The sequence below is a fragment of the Labrenzia sp. THAF187b genome (assembly GCF_009363375.1).
In the GTDB taxonomy this organism is placed as follows: Bacteria; Pseudomonadota; Alphaproteobacteria; order Rhizobiales; family Stappiaceae; genus Roseibium; species Roseibium algicola.
The window spans coordinates 1,500,400-1,519,127 of the sequence record NZ_CP045344.1; the positions used below are offsets into that span (position 1 = coordinate 1,500,400).

19 protein-coding genes and 1 pseudogene are annotated in these 18,728 nt (G+C 60.8%); 17 read left to right on the forward strand and 3 right to left on the reverse strand.

From position 1 onward, the window contains the following. The first annotated feature begins 206 nt into the window (after window positions 1-206). From FIV03_RS06880 to FIV03_RS06900, 5 genes are all read left to right on the forward strand, one after another. Window positions 207-4,547 (forward strand): strawberry notch family protein, encoded by a 4,341-nt coding sequence (locus FIV03_RS06880; protein ID WP_152505143.1) that lies wholly within the window; start codon window positions 207-209, stop codon window positions 4,545-4,547. Further along, on the forward strand, window positions 4,547-5,581 hold the full coding sequence (locus FIV03_RS06885) for a toprim domain-containing protein (protein ID WP_152505144.1): 1,035 nt from the start codon (window positions 4,547-4,549) through the stop codon (window positions 5,579-5,581). Before FIV03_RS06880 ends, FIV03_RS06885 begins: the two co-directional genes overlap by 1 nt. 323 nt (window positions 5,582-5,904) lie before the next feature. Further along, a complete protein-coding gene (locus tag FIV03_RS06890; protein WP_152505145.1) occupies window positions 5,905-6,840 on the forward strand; it encodes a DUF2493 domain-containing protein in 936 nt (311 codons plus the stop codon). 158 nt (window positions 6,841-6,998) lie between these two features. Then, window positions 6,999-7,415: a hypothetical protein gene (locus FIV03_RS06895; protein WP_152505146.1), complete on the forward strand. Its 417-nt coding sequence runs from the start codon at window positions 6,999-7,001 to the stop codon at window positions 7,413-7,415. Between the two features lie 696 nt (window positions 7,416-8,111). After that, window positions 8,112-8,513, forward strand: coding sequence for a single-stranded DNA-binding protein (locus FIV03_RS06900; protein WP_152505147.1), 402 nt, complete (start codon window positions 8,112-8,114; stop codon window positions 8,511-8,513). Between the two features lie 308 nt (window positions 8,514-8,821). Here the strand turns inward: FIV03_RS06900 and FIV03_RS06905 are convergent, their stop codons facing one another. Continuing rightward, a complete protein-coding gene (locus FIV03_RS06905) occupies window positions 8,822-9,862 on the reverse strand; it encodes a hypothetical protein (protein WP_152505148.1) in 1,041 nt (346 codons plus the stop codon). Window positions 9,863-9,971: 109 nt separating this feature from the next. Between FIV03_RS06905 and FIV03_RS06910 the strand changes: the two genes are divergently transcribed. Next, on the forward strand, window positions 9,972-10,439 hold the full coding sequence (locus FIV03_RS06910; RefSeq protein ID WP_152505149.1) for a hypothetical protein: 468 nt from the start codon (window positions 9,972-9,974) through the stop codon (window positions 10,437-10,439). A 141-nt stretch (window positions 10,440-10,580) separates the two neighbouring features. Here the strand turns inward: FIV03_RS06910 and FIV03_RS31820 are convergent. Further along, window positions 10,581-10,781: pseudogene (locus tag FIV03_RS31820) on the reverse strand (helix-turn-helix transcriptional regulator); the annotation flags it as partial. 30 nt (window positions 10,782-10,811) lie between these two features. After that, complete coding sequence (locus FIV03_RS06920; RefSeq protein WP_152505150.1) at window positions 10,812-11,060, reverse strand: helix-turn-helix transcriptional regulator; 249 nt, start codon at window positions 11,058-11,060, stop codon at window positions 10,812-10,814. 280 nt (window positions 11,061-11,340) lie between these two features. Here FIV03_RS06920 and FIV03_RS06925 point away from each other — a divergent pair, with 280 nt between their 5' ends. From FIV03_RS06925 to FIV03_RS06970, 11 genes are all read left to right on the forward strand, one after another. Continuing rightward, a complete protein-coding gene (locus FIV03_RS06925) occupies window positions 11,341-11,607 on the forward strand; it encodes a DUF2285 domain-containing protein (protein ID WP_152505151.1) in 267 nt (88 codons plus the stop codon). Window positions 11,608-11,729: 122 nt separating this feature from the next. Continuing rightward, window positions 11,730-11,957 (forward strand): DUF6499 domain-containing protein, encoded by a 228-nt coding sequence (locus FIV03_RS32030; protein ID WP_353621135.1) that lies wholly within the window; start codon window positions 11,730-11,732, stop codon window positions 11,955-11,957. Window positions 11,958-12,234: 277 nt separating this feature from the next. Then, window positions 12,235-12,498, forward strand: a complete 264-nt coding sequence (locus tag FIV03_RS06930) for a DUF2285 domain-containing protein (protein WP_286202270.1) — start codon at window positions 12,235-12,237, stop codon at window positions 12,496-12,498. Window positions 12,499-12,634: 136 nt separating this feature from the next. Further along, complete coding sequence (locus FIV03_RS06935) at window positions 12,635-12,916, forward strand: helix-turn-helix domain-containing protein (protein WP_152505153.1); 282 nt, start codon at window positions 12,635-12,637, stop codon at window positions 12,914-12,916. Window positions 12,917-12,927: 11 nt separating this feature from the next. Continuing rightward, complete coding sequence (locus tag FIV03_RS06940; protein ID WP_269585037.1) at window positions 12,928-13,809, forward strand: replication initiator protein A; 882 nt, start codon at window positions 12,928-12,930, stop codon at window positions 13,807-13,809. A gap of 211 nt (window positions 13,810-14,020) precedes the next feature. Next, complete coding sequence (gene parA, locus FIV03_RS06945; RefSeq protein WP_152505155.1) at window positions 14,021-14,674, forward strand: ParA family partition ATPase; 654 nt, start codon at window positions 14,021-14,023, stop codon at window positions 14,672-14,674. Beyond that, a complete protein-coding gene (locus FIV03_RS06950; protein WP_152505156.1) occupies window positions 14,671-14,922 on the forward strand; it encodes a hypothetical protein in 252 nt (83 codons plus the stop codon). The genes parA and FIV03_RS06950 overlap by 4 nt, the downstream gene beginning before the upstream one ends. 23 nt (window positions 14,923-14,945) lie before the next feature. Continuing rightward, window positions 14,946-15,434 (forward strand): DUF2840 domain-containing protein, encoded by a 489-nt coding sequence (locus FIV03_RS06955; protein ID WP_269586233.1) that lies wholly within the window; start codon window positions 14,946-14,948, stop codon window positions 15,432-15,434. Beyond that, entirely contained in the window at window positions 15,434-15,997 is a 564-nt protein-coding gene (locus tag FIV03_RS06960; RefSeq protein WP_152505158.1) for a S26 family signal peptidase, read from the forward strand. Before FIV03_RS06955 ends, FIV03_RS06960 begins: the two co-directional genes overlap by 1 nt. Before the next feature lie 10 nt (window positions 15,998-16,007). Beyond that, on the forward strand, window positions 16,008-16,727 hold the full coding sequence (locus FIV03_RS06965; protein WP_152505159.1) for a lytic transglycosylase domain-containing protein: 720 nt from the start codon (window positions 16,008-16,010) through the stop codon (window positions 16,725-16,727). A 243-nt stretch (window positions 16,728-16,970) separates the two neighbouring features. Beyond that, a complete protein-coding gene (locus FIV03_RS06970) occupies window positions 16,971-18,710 on the forward strand; it encodes a VirD2 family relaxase/mobilization nuclease (protein WP_152509088.1) in 1,740 nt (579 codons plus the stop codon). Window positions 18,711-18,728: the final 18 nt, after the last annotated feature.

Consider the following 18,728-nt stretch of genomic DNA (forward strand, 5'->3'; position numbering starts at 1 on the left):
CGGGCTCAAGGGCGCTCGAGGAGCCAAGCTCGCTTCCTGCTTCCCACCGACCTTTGACCTTCTTCCAGCTTGATCGCGCCCGCCTTCCTGCGTGGCGCGATTTCTTTTGCCCTGAGAGGGAGAGGGCTGCCGGGACGTGGTGAGCCCGGGCGGTCGAGAGAGCGCTGGCCGGGCTTTCCCGTTGCTGCTCTCGAGGATCTCCTCTCATGAACATGACCGCACCCGTGACCGCCCCGGCCACGCCGATCGCTCCTGCGCCCGCCATCCTGGCCGTCGCCCATGATCTTCTTGAGCATCTTGAACAAGGCCGGCGCGTGGACGCTGCCATGTTGCGCGCCGCAATGGAAATTGCGTTCGGCGCGTCTGATACATCCGGCGCCTGGAACTGGAAGGACGCCTATGACGCTTGCGAGGTGGCAACAGTTCTGTTCCTGCGCAAATACGGCAAGGCGGTTTTCCGTAAAGCCGCCATTCCAGCTGCACGGCTTTCCGTGCTGGAGAAGATCGTGGCGCTGCTACCAACGCAGACGCGCCGGTCCGAAGAGAGCCAGACGCTCCAGCAGTTCAGCACGCCTGTTCCCCTTGGCCTTGCCGCGCTGACGGCGGCTCATGTTGCCGAAAACGATCGTGTGCTGGAACCCTCGGCCGGTACCGGCCTGATGGCGGTTCTGGCCGAGATCGCCCGTGGATCGCTGATCCTAAACGAGCTTGCGGAAACTCGCGCCGACCTGCTCGCTTCTCTCTTTCCGGCAAAAGACGTTACCCGGTTCGACGCCGCGCAGATCGACGATCACCTCGATCCGGGGCTGGTGCCTTCCGTCGTCATCATGAACCCGCCCTTCACGGCGCTCGCGAATGTTTCTGGGCGCATTGCCGATGCCGGTTTCCGGCACATCGCCTCGGCGCTGAACCGCCTCGCCCCGGGCGGGCGGCTGGTGACGATCACCGGGGCAAATGTCGGTCCGGAACTACCGGGCTGGCGCGAAGCCTTTGTCCGCCTGCAGGAGCGCGGCACCGTCGTGTTCTCCGCAGCGATCACCGGATCGGCTTACGCGAAACACGGAACGACCTTCCCGACGCGGCTCACCGTGATCGACAAGGTACCCGCAGTGGAACCGACCCTGTTCCCGTCCTCGCCTGGTATGGCACCGGACGTCGCCACGCTTCTCGGTTGGATCGAAAACGCGGTTCCACCTCGGCTGCCGGTTTCGCTTCCCGAGGGTCCGCGATCACCGGTCCCCTCTGCTGGCCGAGCGGCGCGAGGCGGTCCGGCGTGCCCGGCAAAATCTCGTCCGGCCAGGCCCGCCGTTGCCGATCCCGAGGCCGTTGAGCTATCCTACGAAACCGTCGATTGGACACCGCCTGAGGGCGCCGGGTTTACCGACGCAATCTATGAGGCTTACGGATTGCAGTCGATCCGTATTCCCGGATGTCAGGATCATCCCACAAAACTGGTGCAGTCGGCGGCGATGGCGTCGGTCGCCCCGCCCAAGCCAGGCTACCGACCGTTTCTGCCGGCGAACGTCGTCACCGAGGGAGTGCTGTCGGACGCGCAGCTCGAGACGGTGATCTACGCGGGCGAGGCTCATTCTGGTCATCTTGCCGGCAGTTGGACAGTCGACGAGACCTTCGATCTCGTCCAGGCAGCGCCCGAAGGGGTTGCCGGCGCTTTCCGCTTCCGCCGGGGCTTCATGCTCGGCGACGGCACCGGTGCGGGCAAGGGCCGCCAGTCGGCCGCGATCATCCTTGAAAATTGGCTGCGCGGCCGCCGCAAAGCGGTCTGGATCTCCAAATCCGGCAAGCTGATCGAGGACGCGCAGCGCGACTGGTCTGCCCTCGGTATGGAGCGGCTGCTGGTCACGCCTCTGTCGCGCTTTCCTCAAGGCAAGCCGATCACGCTCATCGAAGGCATCCTTTTTACCACCTACGCCACGCTGCGCTCCGACGACCGTGGCGACAAGGTTTCCAGGGTGAAGCAGATCGTCGAATGGTTGAAGTCCGGTCCCGGCGCCGAGGCCGAGAAGGATTTCAATGGAGTGATCATTTTCGACGAAAGCCATGCCATGCAGAACGCCGGTGGCGGCAAGGGCGAGCGCGGGGATGTTGCGCCGTCGCAGCAGGGTCGCGCGGGACTGCGCCTTCAGCACGCGCTGCCCGATGCCCGCGTCGTCTATGTCTCGGCGACCGGTGCCACCAGTGTGCACAATCTTGCCTATGCGCAGCGGCTCGGTCTCTGGGGAAGCGACGATTTTCCGTTTGTGACAAGGGCCGAGTTTGTCGAGGCGATCGAGGAGGGCGGCGTCGCGGCGATGGAGGTGCTGGCCCGCGACCTCAGGTCACTCGGGCTCTACACCGCCCGTTCGCTCTCCTATGACGGCGTCGAATACGAACTTGTCGAACATCAGCTGACGGCCGAGCAGCGCCGCATCTACGACGCGTATGCCGGGGCCTTCACTGTCATTCACAACCATCTCGACGCGGCGATGGAGGCTGCAAACATCACCGGAAGTGAGGGTACGCTCAACCGGCAGGCCAAATCCGCTGCGCGATCCGCTTTCGAGAGCGCCAAGCAACGCTTCTTCGGTCATCTGCTGACATCGATGAAGACACCGACGCTGATCCGGTCGATCGAGCGCGATCTGGAGGCGGGGCATGCTGCTGTCATTCAGATCGTCTCGACGGGCGAGGCGCTGATGGAGCGCCGGCTCGCCGAGATCCCCACAGAGGAGTGGAATGACGTCCGGGTGGACATCACCCCACGCGAATATGTTCTCGACTATCTCGCCCATTCCTTCCCGGTGCAGCTCTATGAGCCCTTCACCGACAGCGAGGGCAATCTTTCCTCGCGCCCGGTAACCCGGGACGGTCAACCGGTGGAATGCCGCGAGGCGGTCGCCCGGCGGGACGAGTTGATCGAGCGGCTCGCTGCGCTGCCGCCGGTTCCCGGTGCGCTCGATCAGATCGTCCAACGCTTCGGCACAGACACGGTTGCCGAGGTGACGGGCCGTTCGCGGCGCATCGTGAGAAAGGGTGATCGTCTCTCTGTCGAGAGCCGCGCGGCCTCTGCCAATCTCTCCGAGACGTCCGCCTTCATGGATGACCTCAAACGCATCCTCATCTTCTCCGATGCCGGCGGCACCGGGCGCAGCTATCATGCGGATCTCTCGGCAAAGAACCAACGCTTGCGGGTCCACTACCTGCTCGAGCCCGGCTGGAAGGCGGATGCCGCGATCCAGGGCCTCGGGCGGACGAATCGCACCAATCAGGCGCAGCCGCCGCTCTTCCGGCCCATCTCCACGGATGTGAAGGCGGAAAAGCGGTTCCTGTCGACCATCGCCCGCCGCCTCGACACGCTCGGCGCTATCACTCGCGGCCAGCGCCAGACCGGCGGGCAGGGGCTCTTTCGCCCCGAGGACAATCTGGAAAGTTTTTATGCCCGCGATGCGCTGCGCCAGCTCTATCTTATGATCGTGCGCGGCAAGGTCGAGGGCTGCCCGCTCGAACGGTTCGAGACCGCCACCGGCCTGAAGCTGACAGATGCGAACGGCATCAGGGACGATCTGCCGCCGATTACCACCTTCCTCAACCGGCTTCTGGCGCTGACGATCGAGCTTCAAGCCATCCTCTTTGCCGCCTTCGAGCGACTGCTGGACGCCAGGATCGAGGGGGCGATCGCCAGCGGCACTTATGATCTCGGGTTGGAGACACTGACGGCCGAGAGCTTTGTGGTCACCGATCGCCGGACGATCCACACCCATCCGGCGACCGGTGCGGGGACCCGGCTGCTCACCATCTCCGAGAAGCGTCGCAACAGGCCCATGCCGCTTGAGGATGCAATTGCCCGTGCTGAAACGGAGCCCGGTGCCAGGCTGCTGGTCAACGGCAAGTCGGGGCGGGCGGCCGTTCAGGTGCAGGCGCCGTCGATGATGATCGACGATGGCGAGATTGAGCGCCGTGTCCGGCTGATCCGGCCGATGGAGCACAGCCACCTCTCGCTCAAGGTGCTGGCCGACAGCCATTGGCAAGTGGCGGATCGAGATGCGTTCGCTTCGGCCTGGGACCACGAACGGTCCGAGATTCCGGAATTCACCGAGAGCACGTTGCAAATGGTCTGCGGTCTGCTCCTGCCGGTCTGGAAGCGTCTGCCGAACGAGTCAACACGGGTCTATCGGCTGCAGACCGACGAGGGTGAGCGCATCATCGGCCGCCGCGTCTCGCCCGCCTGGGCGGCCAATGCAACCGCGACGGGATCGGTGACGCTGTCTCCCGATGAAGCCTATGCTGCACTGATCGATGGCCAGACGATCCTGGATCTGGCCGAAGGTCTGCTGCTCCGGCGGGGCCGCGTCATGGGGGCAAACCGGATCGAGCTCACCGGGTTCTCGGAAGGTATGCGCGATCGGCTCAAGGCCTTCGGGCTCTTTTCGGAGATCATCTCCTGGAAGCTGCGCTTCTTCGTGCCCGCCGATGAACGTGGGGCGGAGGTGCTCGGCAGAGTGATGGAAGCCTGGCCGATCGAGCGCGTCCTGGACCGTGGGGCGGCCTGATGTCCCGTGTTGAGGCTTCCGATCTGGCGGTGCGTCTTGCGAGAGCGGCCGAAGCGGTGTGCCGCCACTACCTGCCAGCCGGCCAAAAATCCGGCCGCTACTGGCTGGTGGGGGATGTACACGGTTCGCCGGGCCGGTCGATGTTTGTCCGGCTCAAGGGACCGGATCGTGGCAAGGGCGCTACTGGAAAATGGACAGATGCCGCGACGGGCGAACATGGCGATCTGCTCGATGTCATCCGCGAAAGCTGTGGGTTCTCCGACTTTCGCGATGTCGCCGAGGAAGCGCGGCGGTTTCTGAGCCTGCCTCGTCCTGAGCCCGAGAAACGGTCCAGACAACTGTCGTCGGTTCCATCCGGTTCTGCCGCGGCCGCAAGGCGGCTCTTTGCCATGTCGCAGCCGATCGCCGGAACACTCGTGGAAACGTATCTCCGTAATCGCGGCATTACGGCTTTGCACGCAACCGCAAGCCTGCGCTTCCATCCAACATGCTACTACCGGCTGGAAGGCGGCGGCTCGACCAGACAGCTTCCGGCGATGGTTGCCACCGTCACCGATCTCGGCGGGCGTCAGACCGGCGCGCATCGCACCTGGCTCGCGGCGGACGGCTCTTGCAAGGCGGACATCGAGACACCGAGGCGGGCGATGGGAGACTTGCTCGGTCACGGGGTGCGGTTTGGAGTGGCGCAAGATGTTCTCGCCGCCGGCGAGGGGATCGAGACTGTGCTGTCGGCTCGCTCCGCCGGTGTCGAACTGCCGGTGCTGGCGGCGCTCTCGGCGGCCCATCTCGCCGCCATCCTGTTCCCCAAGAGTCTCCGGCGGCTCTATGTCCTGCGTGACCGCGATCCGGCAGGTGAGGGCGCGCGGAAGGTTCTTTTGGCCAGAGCCGCCGAGGCCGGGATCGAGGCACTGGCGCTGACGCCGCGGCTAGGCGACTTCAATGACGATTTGAGGCGCGACGGCATTGACACCCTCCGGGAACGGTTGCGGCTTCAGCTCCATCCCGAGGACGTGGCACGCTTTCTGGCGGCGTGAGGGAGCGGCAGATGAGGACTGTGGCACACCGGTTGCCGTCCTCCTGTCATATCCGGTCCTCCCGGTCTTCCTCGTCGGACACGTCGCCGCCCACGGCCTTCTTGAGAGGGCAGGCGGCCCACAAACGGGACGGCCGGGCAATGGCCACGCCCGGCTATTTTCCGCCGCGCCTCCAGGGAGGCGCTTTGCATCGCGAGGCAAAATAGCCGGACTTGGCCATCGGGACCCTCGCTTCTCTCGGGCTGCCCGGCCGTCCCGTCCGTGGGCTGGTCGCTGCCACGAAGGCCGCGATGGGCGCGGCTCACCCGACGAGGAACCCCGAAATGACCTTTTCAAACGATACGGCAGCCAATGAGCCGGTCCACAGCTCCTCTCAGACCGGTCACGCCCTCACCGAACTCCAGCTTTACGGCTGGCGTCCGTTCGAAGACGAACCCGATCCGAGGCCGCTTCCTGAGGACAGTATGGTCTCCAGCGCGGTCACCGACATCTTCGACGCCCTGATCGCGACACTCGGCGATACACGTCTTGAACCCGAACTCGACGAATTGCTCTGGGGCACGGTCAATCTCTTCCACCGCGCCACGACGCGCACCGAACGGGCACTCGATGACAACGAGCAGGCGCAGCGCCGGCTGCAGCGGGAACAGGACGGCTCGGAGGTGAAGTCCGTCGAGCTGGAGCGCCTGACGGCCGAGGGGCAGAGCCTGATCGAGCGCAGGAACGCGTTGGAGCTCTTCCGGGACCTCGCCGTCGAAGGCTTCGAGCGCCATCAGGGCAAGCCCTGGCAGCCCCGCAATGGTTCGCGTGTCAGTCATCGCAACCTCACCTCGGCGATGATCGACAGCCGGGATTTCCTGGCCGCGAAACGCCGGGCCGAAGCCGAGATGCTCCTGCCGCAGGGGCCGAAGGTCGCCATCACCGGCGGTGTTGACTTCAACGACCACCGCCTGATCTGGGCAAGGCTCGATCAGGTCCACGCCAAGCACCCTGACATGGTGCTGCTGCATGGCGGATCGCCGAAAGGCGCTGAGCTCATTGCCTCCTGTTGGGCGGACCATCGCAAGGTGCCGCAGGTGGCCTTCCGCCCCGACTGGGCCAAACATGCTAAGGCAGCACCCTTCAAGCGCAACGACGCAATGCTGGACGCGCTTCCGATCGGAGTCCTGGTCTTCCCCGGCACGGGCATCCAGGAAAACCTCGCCGACAAGGCCCGCAAGCTCGGTATCCCGGTCCTGAAATACGAGGGTGGCGCGTAAGCGCCTCCTTTTCTTGCATGACAGACTTGACCCAGGAAGTCGTCTCGGGGTCAAATATCCAGACTTGCAGAACCGGCGAAGCTATATAGTCGCAGGCGGAGCGTATCCATCGGCAGCCTGTCGTGATCCCTTAATAATCACCGACGCCGGAGGCTGTCATGACGCTCATTCTGCTCGCCATCTCCCTTTCCGTTACGCTCTGCGTGCTCGCCTTCAACTTTGCGATCTATGCGCTGCCGGTCATGGCCGGGATCTCGGCGTTCCAATTTGTCCACGCCGCTGGCGCTGGTTTCGGCCCGTCGGCGCTCGCGGCGCTTGGTGGCGCGGCATTCTCTGTCGGTCTGGTGATCGCGATCCTGGGGTTTGCGAGGAACCCGTTTCTGCGTCTCGTGGCGCTGGGGGTGTTCGCGGCACCGGCGGCGGTTGCCGGTTATGCGCTTGCTCATGGGCTCGCGAAAAACGCTCTCGAGTCCGAGATTGCGCTCAACCTTCTCTGCGGCACTTGCGGGTTGATCGTGGCGGTCGCTGCAATGACCAATCTCAGCGCGCTCGGCGAGGATGTGTTGTCACGGTGAACGGGCACAGGGAGAGGCCTGGTCAGGCATCTGCTGCTTCGCACGGCAGAGACGTCGGACACCTAGCCGGAACCTTTGGACCTGCCGTTCCAATACGGCTTCAACCGGTCTGTGTCCCACCACCTTGTTCTGGCGGGTCCTGGTCGACTGTGGAATTCGATGAGGCGATAGTCGCTGCGGCGACCCGCGGGTGTCGCGCACAGGAACGGGTTGGTGGGTACTGCCTCAGCGCCGGACCGAACCTTCACGCATACCCCCGACCCGTTTTCCGACCGTTTCCGCAACATGAGCAGAGCCTGGTACCCAAGTCCGAAACCGTCCTCGCCATAGCTCCTGACCGCGGATGTCATGGCGCGGGTGGCAGATAATGAAGTCGTCCGTCAGTGCAATTGGCACTGGGGTGGCCGAGGCTGCCGATGATTTTCTGCCCGCCAGAATGATGTTTCCGCACCGCGTCTCCGAAGACGCTTTCCCGAAAAACCTGTCCCTCCTCTTCTGTGATCCCCTAAGCCCGTTCGGTCTCGGCCGGCAACCCCCGCGGCCGGACCCGTGTTGGCGCCTGCCGCGCCTGCCCGCACCACGTCCCGCCTTGGGGGTCGGGCGGATGCCGAAGCATCCGTGCAGGCCGCTCCCGACGGTCTTGGCCGGGCATCATCGGAGGGACGGTCCCTCCGGTTGAAGCAACGGAGACTAAACATGCAGAACATCGTCATCCTCGCCGGCAACATCGGTCAGGCCCCGGAAACCCGCACCACCCAGAGCGGCACCTCCATCACCCATTTCACCCTTGCCACCTCGCGCCCGCGCTACTCCGAAGGCAAGGTGATCCGCGACGCAGAAGGGCATCGCGTCCAGGACACCGAATGGCACCGCATCACCTGCTTCAACGGCCTCGGCAAGACGGTTCAGGAGTATTGCGAGAAGGGCATGAAGGTCCTGGTTCGGGGCCGCATCCACTACACCAAGTGGACCGATCAGGCGGGTGTCGACCGCTACGGCTGCGAGATCATCGCCGAGACGGTCGATTTCCTGAGCCGCGCCAAGCAGACCGAGACCGAGGACGGCACACCTGATGACCAGGACGAGATCCCGTTTTGAGGCGGGTATCTTCGGCCCGGCGGAGCAATCCGCCGGGCATCTCTTGAACTCCGGAGTTCAGTCAGAAAACGACCGCTAATTCCCTCTTCTTTGTGCATCCACAGTGGCGCGTCGTCGTCCAACTCAATGTGCAAATAAGTGAAAGAGTCACCTTTCGCAGTTCCCACAAAGAACGACAAGAAAGGGGCCGACTGTTGATTGGCGCCTTCTGACATTCGGAATAGCAATAGCGGTCATGATGAAAGACTTGCTGAGCGACGCTTGGGCGCTCGACGAGAGAGCGTATTTATGAATATACCAGCTCTTCATCAGAGCTTAGAACAAACGATGTCTGCAGCTGCCTTCAGGTCGTTAATTATCTGAGTCCCAGATATGCGTAGAGAAGTTATGTCGAGAGCTGCAAGCTGCTCGTCGATTTTCTTATCTTTCTCGCGTTGCCTTCTTCGAGAATGATGCGTCCCGTCACAAAATACAGCGAGACGCTGATCGGGAAAAAAGATATCTATTTCGGTAACCAACTGAAGATCATGTCGAAGCTCGATATCCGCATACGCGTCGTAGAGAGACGGGTATGTTCGCCCATCAGGAAATACAAGCCGCTGCAATTCTGGTCGAAGCCCGCGGTAGAGGAGTTCCTGATACAGGAATAGTTCAATTGGAGTTTGAGCGCCCCAAATTCTTCGCGTTTCAACCTTTTTGAATGGTTGATAAATTGTCTTTAATCTATTTCGAAGAAACCGAATCCGCGAGCGCTCATCAGGCAGAAATCCGTCGAACTCAGATACTTCACTTCGATCAAAGTCTGTATGGAGGTAGTACATTCCGACTACCAGTCCAAGTTCGTCAACGTATCCCTTGCCGCCTTTCAGACCGAGGATGGTGGAAATCTCTGAAAAGGCTTCCCATTGTCCAACGAACGGATCAAAACCTGCATAGGCCCAATCTGTCTCTTGAAAAGCAGCCCCACCCCGATGCGCTTTGATCGAATGAATGTTGACAGTGGTGACTGTTCCACGCTTTGACATCGGAAGATTTGAGATCGCGTAAGGCACCCCGGTTGAAGTGCCATCATCATCCGAGAACAGCGCTAAACTCAGTACGAGTAGAATTGGCTGAAATGTAGCATTGAGAGTAGAGAAATATTCGACCTCAGCGTCCGACGGCTCATCATGCAATATGCCATTAGTTAAATCAGCCATTTTACCTGTGATTGGCTGAATACCCCCAAGTGGCATTAGCGATACATTTATCGGTTCTGGTACCCATTCCCAAGAGACAGCGAAAGGAGATTTTGGGAGCAAAAAGTATTCAGGACGATCTTGCAATGCCTTAGGTCTATCATTTATCATCGGATTTTACCTTCTAATTCCCAATACTTTTGCTTCATTAATTTTCCGCGAGCTAAATATGATGGTGTGACAAGGCGATTATTAAAAAAAATACTCAAAAGGTGAACCAATGGGCGATGGATATAACTTTGCACAATTGAAAAAAGCGATCTTAGCTATGAGCCGTGCGACCGATTGGGAAGTCGCCAAAAAAGAATGGAAGTTGGTAGGCATTTCGGAGGCAAGTGAACCCGAAACATGTCTATGCGGCCATTTTCCTATCGTTGAGCTTTGCACAATTTCAAATAACACCACTGAAAGAACTGTGGATGTTGGAAACGTTTGTGTGAAAAGGTTCCTCGGTTTTCGTTCTGATCTTATCTTTGCTTCTTTGAAGCGCATACGAAAAGATATTACAAAGAGCGTTGGAAGTGATGCGACGGCATTCTTTTATCAAAGCGGTATTATTAATGATTGGGAATATGGCTTTCAGCAAAATACGATGCGGAAACGAAACCTAAGCCCTGCGCAGTTAGCCACTAGACGGAAAATCAACGAGAAGATTATCGCATCGATTGGTCGACGTGGTATTAGCTGACATGCTCCCAGTAAAACCTCCGATTTGATACAAACTTGTTCTGGTAATGTCTGGTCCTAAGAAGCGCGTCCGACGACGCGACCGACTGAAATGGGGACGCTTTGCTGCCCTGTCTGAGGTTGGTTGGTCCCCGTCAACTGCCCGCATCAATTCCAGGTGGCATACGCCCATCGCCAGAGCTAGTTCGTAAATCGTAATGGCCGTCGGATTAGGTTTTCCGCGTTCGATGCCGCTTAAAAATTGCTGAAAAAGTCCCGAACGCGCTTCAAGCCGCTCCTATGTCCGGCTTTATTTCCAACGCAGGCAGGCAAGGTTCCGGCCGACGAGCTGGTGCATACCAATGCGCCGATCAATCACAGTTTGCGTACTTCTCTAGATATCAAAGTCGGGTTTCGATTCTTCCAGGTCGGCAGAGGGTCGTTTCAGCAATTGCGCGGCTTCTACACCGAGCACTTGCGCCAATCTGTCAACGACATCAATGCTGGCGTTATACACGTTGCGTTCCAAGGCGCTGATGTAGGTCCGATCAATTCCTGCTTCATGCGCAAGTTCCTCCTGTGACAGGCCTCTAGCCTGCCGCAATGCTCTCAGGTTTTGCGCGAACACCTCTCGGATTTCCATAAAATCGAGAGCAACGCCTTGAAGAGTATTTCACCACGGAGTATTCTCTACAAACGAGCTGTGCCGGGACTGATCCTCGGGTTGCACTCGTACGCCTGCGCAGAAAACTCTGTGTAATCGGTGGTTATCGCGGGCCGAATTTGTTGTTTTTCACCCGTTCCAATGCGCTGCATGCATCACGCGATGCGTTGGGCGAACCTTACAACCGATCTCAATAATTGTTAAAAAGACTTGGGCACCACTGCTTTCACGGCGGCACGAATTTAAGAGGGGACGCGCGATGACTGAGCCGGGATTTCTCGATCAGGCGCCGGACAAAAATCAACTCACCGACTACGATCGAAAGCACTTCAAGCTTTATATGCGTCTTCTGGACGCCAAGGCGGACGGCGCGGATTGGACAGAAGCCGTCCAGGTCTTGTTCGGTCTCGATCCGGATAGGGACCCCGAGCGGGCACGGCGTATGCACGACAGCCATCTGGCGCGCGCGCAATGGATGACAGAACACGGCTACCGGCTCATGCTGGCGGAAGGCGAGAGGAAATGACCGTGTTTGGCGATGCGTTCCGCGCATCATGTTCTCCCAACCCAAGGGGTTCCCATACTCACTACAACTTATGATGGTTCCGGCCTCCAATTGCATTTTTCCTGCATTTCAGGAGGTTGCCGATGGTGCCGGATGTCTCGCAGTGGCGATCAGACGCTGCGTACGATTACTTTGACGATTCGAGTGTCCCCGATCTTTGCTGGGAAGGCCTAAGACGAAGTCCCAACTATCAGCGAGAGTACGCAGACCTGAAAGCCGAAGGGAGGTCTCCTGACGAGATGGACGCATTGCTCCGCGCTCGCTGGGGGATTTCGTTTCGCAACAAGTCCGGAATTGACGGCTCTGGATGAACCCATTCACTGGGAGCCGGCTGCCGATAAGTCGAAGGTCATCCTGAGAAAAGCGGAATCCGGCTTTGGATCGGACGAACCCAGCCTTCTCACAATTCAAACCCTCCGCAGCGGGATCACCCGCCAGGGCCCTGATGGGATGCATGCCATCCTCGGAAAAGGGCTGAAATCCGTCCATCTTCTGCTTCAGGACGCTCGCTTTACCGAATATCCGCTCTGTATTATATCCCGATTGGACGATGGTGCTCGCGCCCGTCACAGGGCAATTGGGAGGTTGTTGGATTTCCTCGAAGGCAAAGAGATTGGCGCGGACAGCCGGCTCACCCCACAGAAACGCCTTCGGTTCAAATCCATGCTGCGGGCGGTCGATGGCCGCACAAACGGTGCGTCCTACAGGGAGATTGCCGAAAGTCTCTTCGGGGCCAGGCGGGTGGCGTCAGAGCCATGGAAAACCTCTCCCCTTCGCGACACGACCATAAGGCTTGTGCGGGACGGCCTCGCTATGGTTGCCGGCGGCTATCTGGACCTGCTCCGCCGCTAGAAAGCCCGAAAGTTCGAAGGGGTGCGATTTTCGTCTCCTCATCTTCGCACTCCCTCTTCGCCGCGCCACTCCGCCATCGTGACCTCCATCGGCCGCTGCTGACCAGCGGTGCTCACTACTTCCTGGAGGTTCGACCATGCCCGATCCGCTCGCCGGAATGCCGCCGCGCTATCTGCGCACCCCCGAAGCTGCCCGTTTTCTCGGCCTTTCCGGGCGCACGCTCGAAAAGCATCGCACCTATGGAACGGGACCTGCATACCGCAAGCTTGGTGGCCGCGTCGTCTATTCGCTCGAGGACCTGCAGGCCTGGGCCAACCGGGGTGCTGTTACCTCCACGTCTGATCCGAGCGGGCAGGTGCTTCCGGCAAAGCGTCATAATGCGCAGCAGGCAAGCGGTTCGGGCCGCGCTGTGCGATGAGGAGTGCTTTGGTGAACCACAAGGCGCATTCGCCTCACGATCAGCTCGACTTTTTTCGGGCACTGCCCGGAGATCTTGCTCCGCGCGACGCGCAGGATCTGATGGCCTACCCCTTCTTTTCGCTCGCCAAGTCCAGGCGCTTGAAACCGATAGATTTCAAGGCGGGGCCGATCGTCATCTGCGTCGAGGCCGTCGCCGAGCATGGCATGGCGACAATTTGGGATGCGGATATCCTGATCTGGGCCGCCTCACAGATCGTCGAGGCACGAGACGCCGGTCTTCGGACCTCACGTCTGATGTCGGCCACTCCTTACGAGATCCTGACCTTCATCGGCCGGGGTGTCAGCCGGAGGGATTACGACCGGCTCAAGTCCGCTCTCGACCGGCTGCAATCCACCACCGTTGCGACTTCCATCCGTCAGCCGACCGAACGGCGCATGCATCGATTTTCGTGGATCAACGAGTGGAAGGAGAGGGCCGACCATCGCGGGCGCCCTCTTGGCCTCGAACTGATCCTGCCAGACTGGTTCTACTCCACGGTCCTCGAAGATGCGCTCGTGCTGACCATCGACCGCGCCTATTTCAGCCTGACCGGCGGTCTTGAGCGCTGGCTTTACCGGCTCGTGCGCAAACATGGCGGCCGCCAGGAGCATGGCTGGAGTTTCTCGCTCAAGCACCTCCACGCCAAGTCAGGCAGCCTCTCGCCGCTCAAGCATTTCACCTACGACCTGCGCGACATTGTCCACCGCCAGCCCTTGCCTGGCTATCGCCTGGAACTGGACAGATCGCCCGATGCGCCACCGCGCCTGTCTTTCGCTCCGACCGGTGAGGCGTCTGTCTCCCGCGCGCCCCATCAACGCCGCGCCAACACTCGCTCTGGGGGAAAGCTGTGAATTCACTCGTGCTATCAGGGACCCGAACTATCGTGCCATCGGGGACCCGAACCTCGTGCTATCGGGGACCGAAAACGCTTAATTTCGATGCCAGGCCAACAGCTTACGCGTCCCGTAACTTTCCTAACCAGAATTCCTTCGGAATTCTTCTAACGCCTGCGCGATTTTCAAGCCCTGCGGATAAGTTCCTGTACCGCCGTGGAGTCGCGTCATGATCGTCGCGCTGCTCAACCAGAAGGGCGGTGTCGGCAAGACGACGTTGGCGCTTAATCTCGCGGGAGAATGGGCGCGGTGCGGCAAGCGTGTGACGCTCATTGACGCCGATCCGCAAGGTTCGGCTTTGGACTGGTCGGAAGCCCGCAGCCGGGAAGGCCTGCCGAGATTGTTCGGAGTGGTCGGGCTTGCCCGCGACACCCTTCACCGGGAAGCACCGGATCTCGCCAAGAACGCCGACCATATCGTCATCGACGGACCGCCCCGCGTTGCCGGGTTGATGCGCTCGGCGCTGCTGGCTGCCGATCTGGTTCTGATCCCCGTGCAGCCATCGCCGCTCGACGGTTGGGCGTCGGCGGAGATGCTTGCCCTCGTCAACGAAGCGCGCATCTACCGGCCACAGCTGATGGCGCGCTTCGTTCTCAATCGTTGCGCTGCCCGTACTCTGATCGCCCGGGATACGGCTGAAGCTCTTTCGGACAACGATCCTCCAGTTCTTTTCCAAACCGTCGGTCAGCGTGTTGCCTTTGCGAGCGCTGCGCAGTCCGGACGCCTCGTCAGCGAACTGGACAAGGAGACGCCGGGTGCCAGGGAAATCGCAGCCTTGGTCTCAGAGATTGACAGGCTCGGGATTGAAAGGTCCGGCTCATGAGCAAACAGTCCACCCGCAAAGGCTTTGCATCACGGCCAGCCGATCCGGAGCGTTGGGTAAAGGCTGCTGAACGGAAAACAGACGCCGCCGATGCGAGCGTATTTACCGCGCGCCTCACCATCGACGTGACACCCGATCAGCGCGCGCGGATCAAGATCGTGGCCTTCCAGCGCGGGGTCACAGTTGCCGACATGCTGCGCGAGTTGCTCTCGCGTGAATTTCCAATCACCGACGGAGATATGCCATGAGCGAGAAACCGCGCTGTAGTTGGATGGGCCATCCGCTCCCCGACGAGGTCACCGCGGAGATGACCTTGGTCGAACTCACCTGGAAAAAAGGCAAGATCGAGCACTGGATCCGTTTCGGCTGCCAGTCCTATGAGCACATTCTCAACGGCAGCTCCCGCATCGTCGGTTTCTCGCCCGGGTCGATATTCTGTTTTGTCCGGTGGGCGGCGAACGGCTACGGCACGGTGGTCTCCCGCATCGATATCCTGAGTGCAGTCGGACGCGGCGCCCCTTACCAGACATTGCCCTTCGTGCGCCCCGGTGGGGAATTGCTTTTGAAGATCCATGGCTGGCCGAAGGTCGAGCGGGTGCTGCAGGCGATCGATGCGATCGAGGCGCTCGCCATCGATCCCGCGGATGCCTCACCGGACTATTGGCGTCATCTTCACAACCGCCTGACCGTCGGCGAGGAAGCCCATCCCTATACGCGGCCCGAGCATCATGCCTGGCTCAAACGGCGGCGGGTACAGTGATGCGCAGACGCTGGCTCATCTTCGCGGCGACTGCCCTGTCCGCGGCACTCCCCCTGGCACCGGTGGTCTTCGATTGGCAACCACGCCTGATCTGGAATGCGTCGGCCAGTGTGCCGGTCGGGCTCTATTTTGCGCAACCCGTAGGTCAGTTGAAGGTCGGCGACCTGGTTGCCGTTACGCCGCCCACGGCACTCACCGACTTCCTCGCTGAGCGGGAATACCTTCCGCGCGGTATCCCTTTGATCAAGTACGTGCTCGTGCTGCCCGGAACCGGTGTCTGTCGCAACGGGGCGACGATCTTCGTCGGGGGCAAGCCGTATGGGCAGGCGCGGGAACGTGACCGGTTGGGCCGTTCTCTGCCGCGCTGGCAGGGCTGCCGCGGGCTGGGTGAGGGCGAAATCTTTCTCATGAACCCGGACGCGCCGGACAGTTTTGACGGCCGATATTTCGGGCCGCTTCCGGTCACCGTGATTTCCGCAAAGCTCACGCCGGTCTGGACTGAGGAGTCTGCTCGCCTCACGCAATTCCAGAACCGTCGCAGTACTTCTCGATCGAGCGGGTAGGAGTAATGCCATGCGTCACGCTGCCTTCCTTCTCCTTACCGGCCTGTTCTTCGATTGCATTTCGGCAGATGTGGTGTCGGCGGGAACCGCAACGTCCGGGCAACCGATACCAGGCGATCCATATACCGCTCACTTCGCAGAAGCTTCGCAGCGTTTTGGCGTTCCGGCGCATTGGATCCGAGCGGTCCTGGACATGGAAAGCGACGGCAATCCGAATGCCGTCTCCGCCGCCGGCGCCATGGGACTGATGCAGCTGATGCACGGAACCTGGGAGGAGATGCGCGGTCGATACGGTCTTGGCGCCGATCCGTATGAACCGCGCGACAACATCCTCGCGGGCACGGCGTATCTCCACGAGATGTTCGATAGGTACGGCGATATCACTGGCATGCTGGCTGCTTACAATGCCGGCCCAACGCGCTACGACGCCTATCTGAAAGCCTGTCGAGCGTTGCCATCCGAAACGCGGACCTATGTCGCGCTGCTCGCCCCGACACTCGGCGACCAACCCCTCCCGGACGCTGACGGAGCATCCGTGTGTTCCCAGGATTGGCGTGACGCACCGCTCTTTGCGGGTCTCAAGATCGCCAACACATCTGCAAATCGGCAGCAACTCGATGGCAGGTCCAGTGCTGCGCCGAATGCAGCTGAAACAGGCCGCAGGTACCCGCGCTCCGGGACGGCTGGAACGCTGTTTGTCTCCAGATCTTCCAGAGAGGGTCTTCGATGAGCGCAGTCGACGGAGCCCGCACTCTGGAGTGCTCCCGCGCAGGACAGAGCGGATTAGGGCCGGCGGCGTGTGACGCGGCCGGTGGATGGCGAGATAAAAGGGCGCAAGGTGCGCTTGGGCCGGTCGGTTGTTTTTGCTGGTCTTTTTGCTTCGTGGCGCAATGTGCCGTGAAAATCCGCAATGTGTGCCAACTGCTTATCTCCCTGACTTTGCTTGGATCTTTACACATTGCGGAGATGTCACATGTCCGATGAGCACGATTTCCGCATCCGGCCCGGGCGCGTCCGATCATCGCGCGCGCAGCGGGCCCGCCCGTTCATTGCCCAGGCACTGGCGGCTGCCCAGAAGGCTGGTGGACATGTGTCGCGCTCGGGCCGGATCAGCACCGGCAGGCACTCGCATTTCGGACGTGGCCGGAGGGCAAGTGTTCTGGCCAATCGCTTGCTGACCGGAAGATCCCGTGTCGTCGTCATCAAAACCCGGGTGGTTCGCCATTCGGCACGATCCGCACCGCTTGCCGCACACCTCAAATATCTCGGCCGGGAAGGGGTGACGCGGGACGGGGAAAAGGCTCGGGTGTTCGGTCCCGGCGACGATGCTGTCGATCCGAAGGAGTTTGCCGAGCGTTGCCAGGATGACCGGCATCATTTCCGTTTCATTGTCTCGCCGGAAGACGCCTCAGACCTCGCCGATCTGAAATCCTTCAGCCGGGACTTGATGCGACAGATGGAAAAGGACCTCGGCATAGACCTCGACTGGGTCGGCGTCGATCACTGGAATACGGACAATCCCCATGTCCATATCATCCTGCGCGGAAAGCTTGATGACGGCCAGGACCTGGTGATTTCCCGCGACTATATCAAGGAAGGCATGCGCGCCCGCGCCCAGGATCTGGCGACACTGGAGCTTGGACCGCGCACCGACCTCGAAATCCGAAACCATCTGCAGTGCCAGGTCGAGGCCGAGCGCTGGACCCAGCTTGACCGTCAGCTTCTTCGAGACGGCCGCAGGACCGGTATCATTGATATGGCGCCCGACCCGGACCGGGCGCCGGATGAATACCACGCCCTGAAGGGCGGACGTTTGCGCAAGCTGGAAACGCTTGGCCTGGCCGATCAGGTTGGTCCCGGTCAATGGGTGATTGGCGAGGGCGCAGAGGCGACGTTGCGTGAACTCGGCGAACGTGGAGACGTCATCAAGCGGATGCACCGGGCCCTGACTGGTCGGGGTATCGAGCGTGGATCAGCAGGCTACGTTCTCGCCGCCGAAAATCTGGACACGCCCGTCATCGGCCGCCTGGTCGAGCGCGGTCTCGACGATGAACTGAAAGGGTCCGCTTATGCCGTCGTCGACGGTGTCGACGGGCGGACCCACCACATCAGACTTCTCGACATTGACGCTGCCGGCGACAGCGCGCCGGGGTCTATCGCTGAACTCCGACAATTCACCGATGCGCGCGGGCAGCGGCGCGTTGCACTTGCGGTCCGCTCCGATCTCGACATCGAGCGGCAGGTCACCGCCTCGGGAGCCACTTGGCTCGATCGTCAGAACATTGCCCGCGAACCTGTTGCGCTCTCGGAGGGTGGTTTCGGTGCCGAGGTCAGAGACGCTCTCGAGCGCCGGGCAGAGAATCTGATCGAGGAGGGCCTTGCTGAGCGCAAGGGACAGCGTGTCACCTATGCGCAAAATCTTATCGAGACGCTACGTCGCCGCGAGCTTGATGCCCTTGGGACGAAACTCGCAAGTAATGCCGGACTGCCGATTACTCGTGTGAGCACCGGCGAGTATGTCGCCGGCACTTATCGTCAACGCTTTGACCTCGCCTCGGGACGTTTCGCAATGATCGATGACGGTCTTGGTTTCCAGCTCGTGCCGTGGACGCCTTCGCTCGAAAAACAACGCGGCCTTCATGTCTCGGGTGTTGCCCGCTCGGATGGTGGTGTGGACTGGGGCTTCGGGCGCAAGCGAGGGCTTGGGCTCTAAAAACCAATCAATCAGGAC

Coding starts and splice junctions, on each gene's coding strand:
- FIV03_RS06880 (WP_152505143.1), top strand. CDS start 207: ATGAACATGACCGCACCCGTGACCGCCCCGGCCACGCCGATCGCTCCT.
- FIV03_RS06885 (WP_152505144.1), top strand. CDS start 4,547: ATGTCCCGTGTTGAGGCTTCCGATCTGGCGGTGCGTCTTGCGAGAGCG.
- FIV03_RS06890 (WP_152505145.1), top strand. CDS start 5,905: ATGACCTTTTCAAACGATACGGCAGCCAATGAGCCGGTCCACAGCTCC.
- FIV03_RS06895 (WP_152505146.1), top strand. CDS start 6,999: ATGACGCTCATTCTGCTCGCCATCTCCCTTTCCGTTACGCTCTGCGTG.
- FIV03_RS06900 (WP_152505147.1), top strand. CDS start 8,112: ATGCAGAACATCGTCATCCTCGCCGGCAACATCGGTCAGGCCCCGGAA.
- FIV03_RS06905 (WP_152505148.1), bottom strand. CDS start 9,862: ATGATAAATGATAGACCTAAGGCATTGCAAGATCGTCCTGAATACTTT.
- FIV03_RS06910 (WP_152505149.1), top strand. CDS start 9,972: ATGGGCGATGGATATAACTTTGCACAATTGAAAAAAGCGATCTTAGCT.
- FIV03_RS06920 (WP_152505150.1), bottom strand. CDS start 11,060: ATGGAAATCCGAGAGGTGTTCGCGCAAAACCTGAGAGCATTGCGGCAG.
- FIV03_RS06925 (WP_152505151.1), top strand. CDS start 11,341: ATGACTGAGCCGGGATTTCTCGATCAGGCGCCGGACAAAAATCAACTC.
- FIV03_RS32030 (WP_353621135.1), top strand. CDS start 11,730: ATGGTGCCGGATGTCTCGCAGTGGCGATCAGACGCTGCGTACGATTAC.
- FIV03_RS06935 (WP_152505153.1), top strand. CDS start 12,635: ATGCCCGATCCGCTCGCCGGAATGCCGCCGCGCTATCTGCGCACCCCC.
- parA (WP_152505155.1), top strand. CDS start 14,021: ATGATCGTCGCGCTGCTCAACCAGAAGGGCGGTGTCGGCAAGACGACG.
- FIV03_RS06950 (WP_152505156.1), top strand. CDS start 14,671: ATGAGCAAACAGTCCACCCGCAAAGGCTTTGCATCACGGCCAGCCGAT.
- FIV03_RS06955 (WP_269586233.1), top strand. CDS start 14,946: ATGGGCCATCCGCTCCCCGACGAGGTCACCGCGGAGATGACCTTGGTC.
- FIV03_RS06960 (WP_152505158.1), top strand. CDS start 15,434: ATGCGCAGACGCTGGCTCATCTTCGCGGCGACTGCCCTGTCCGCGGCA.
- FIV03_RS06965 (WP_152505159.1), top strand. CDS start 16,008: ATGCGTCACGCTGCCTTCCTTCTCCTTACCGGCCTGTTCTTCGATTGC.
- FIV03_RS06970 (WP_152509088.1), top strand. CDS start 16,971: ATGTCCGATGAGCACGATTTCCGCATCCGGCCCGGGCGCGTCCGATCA.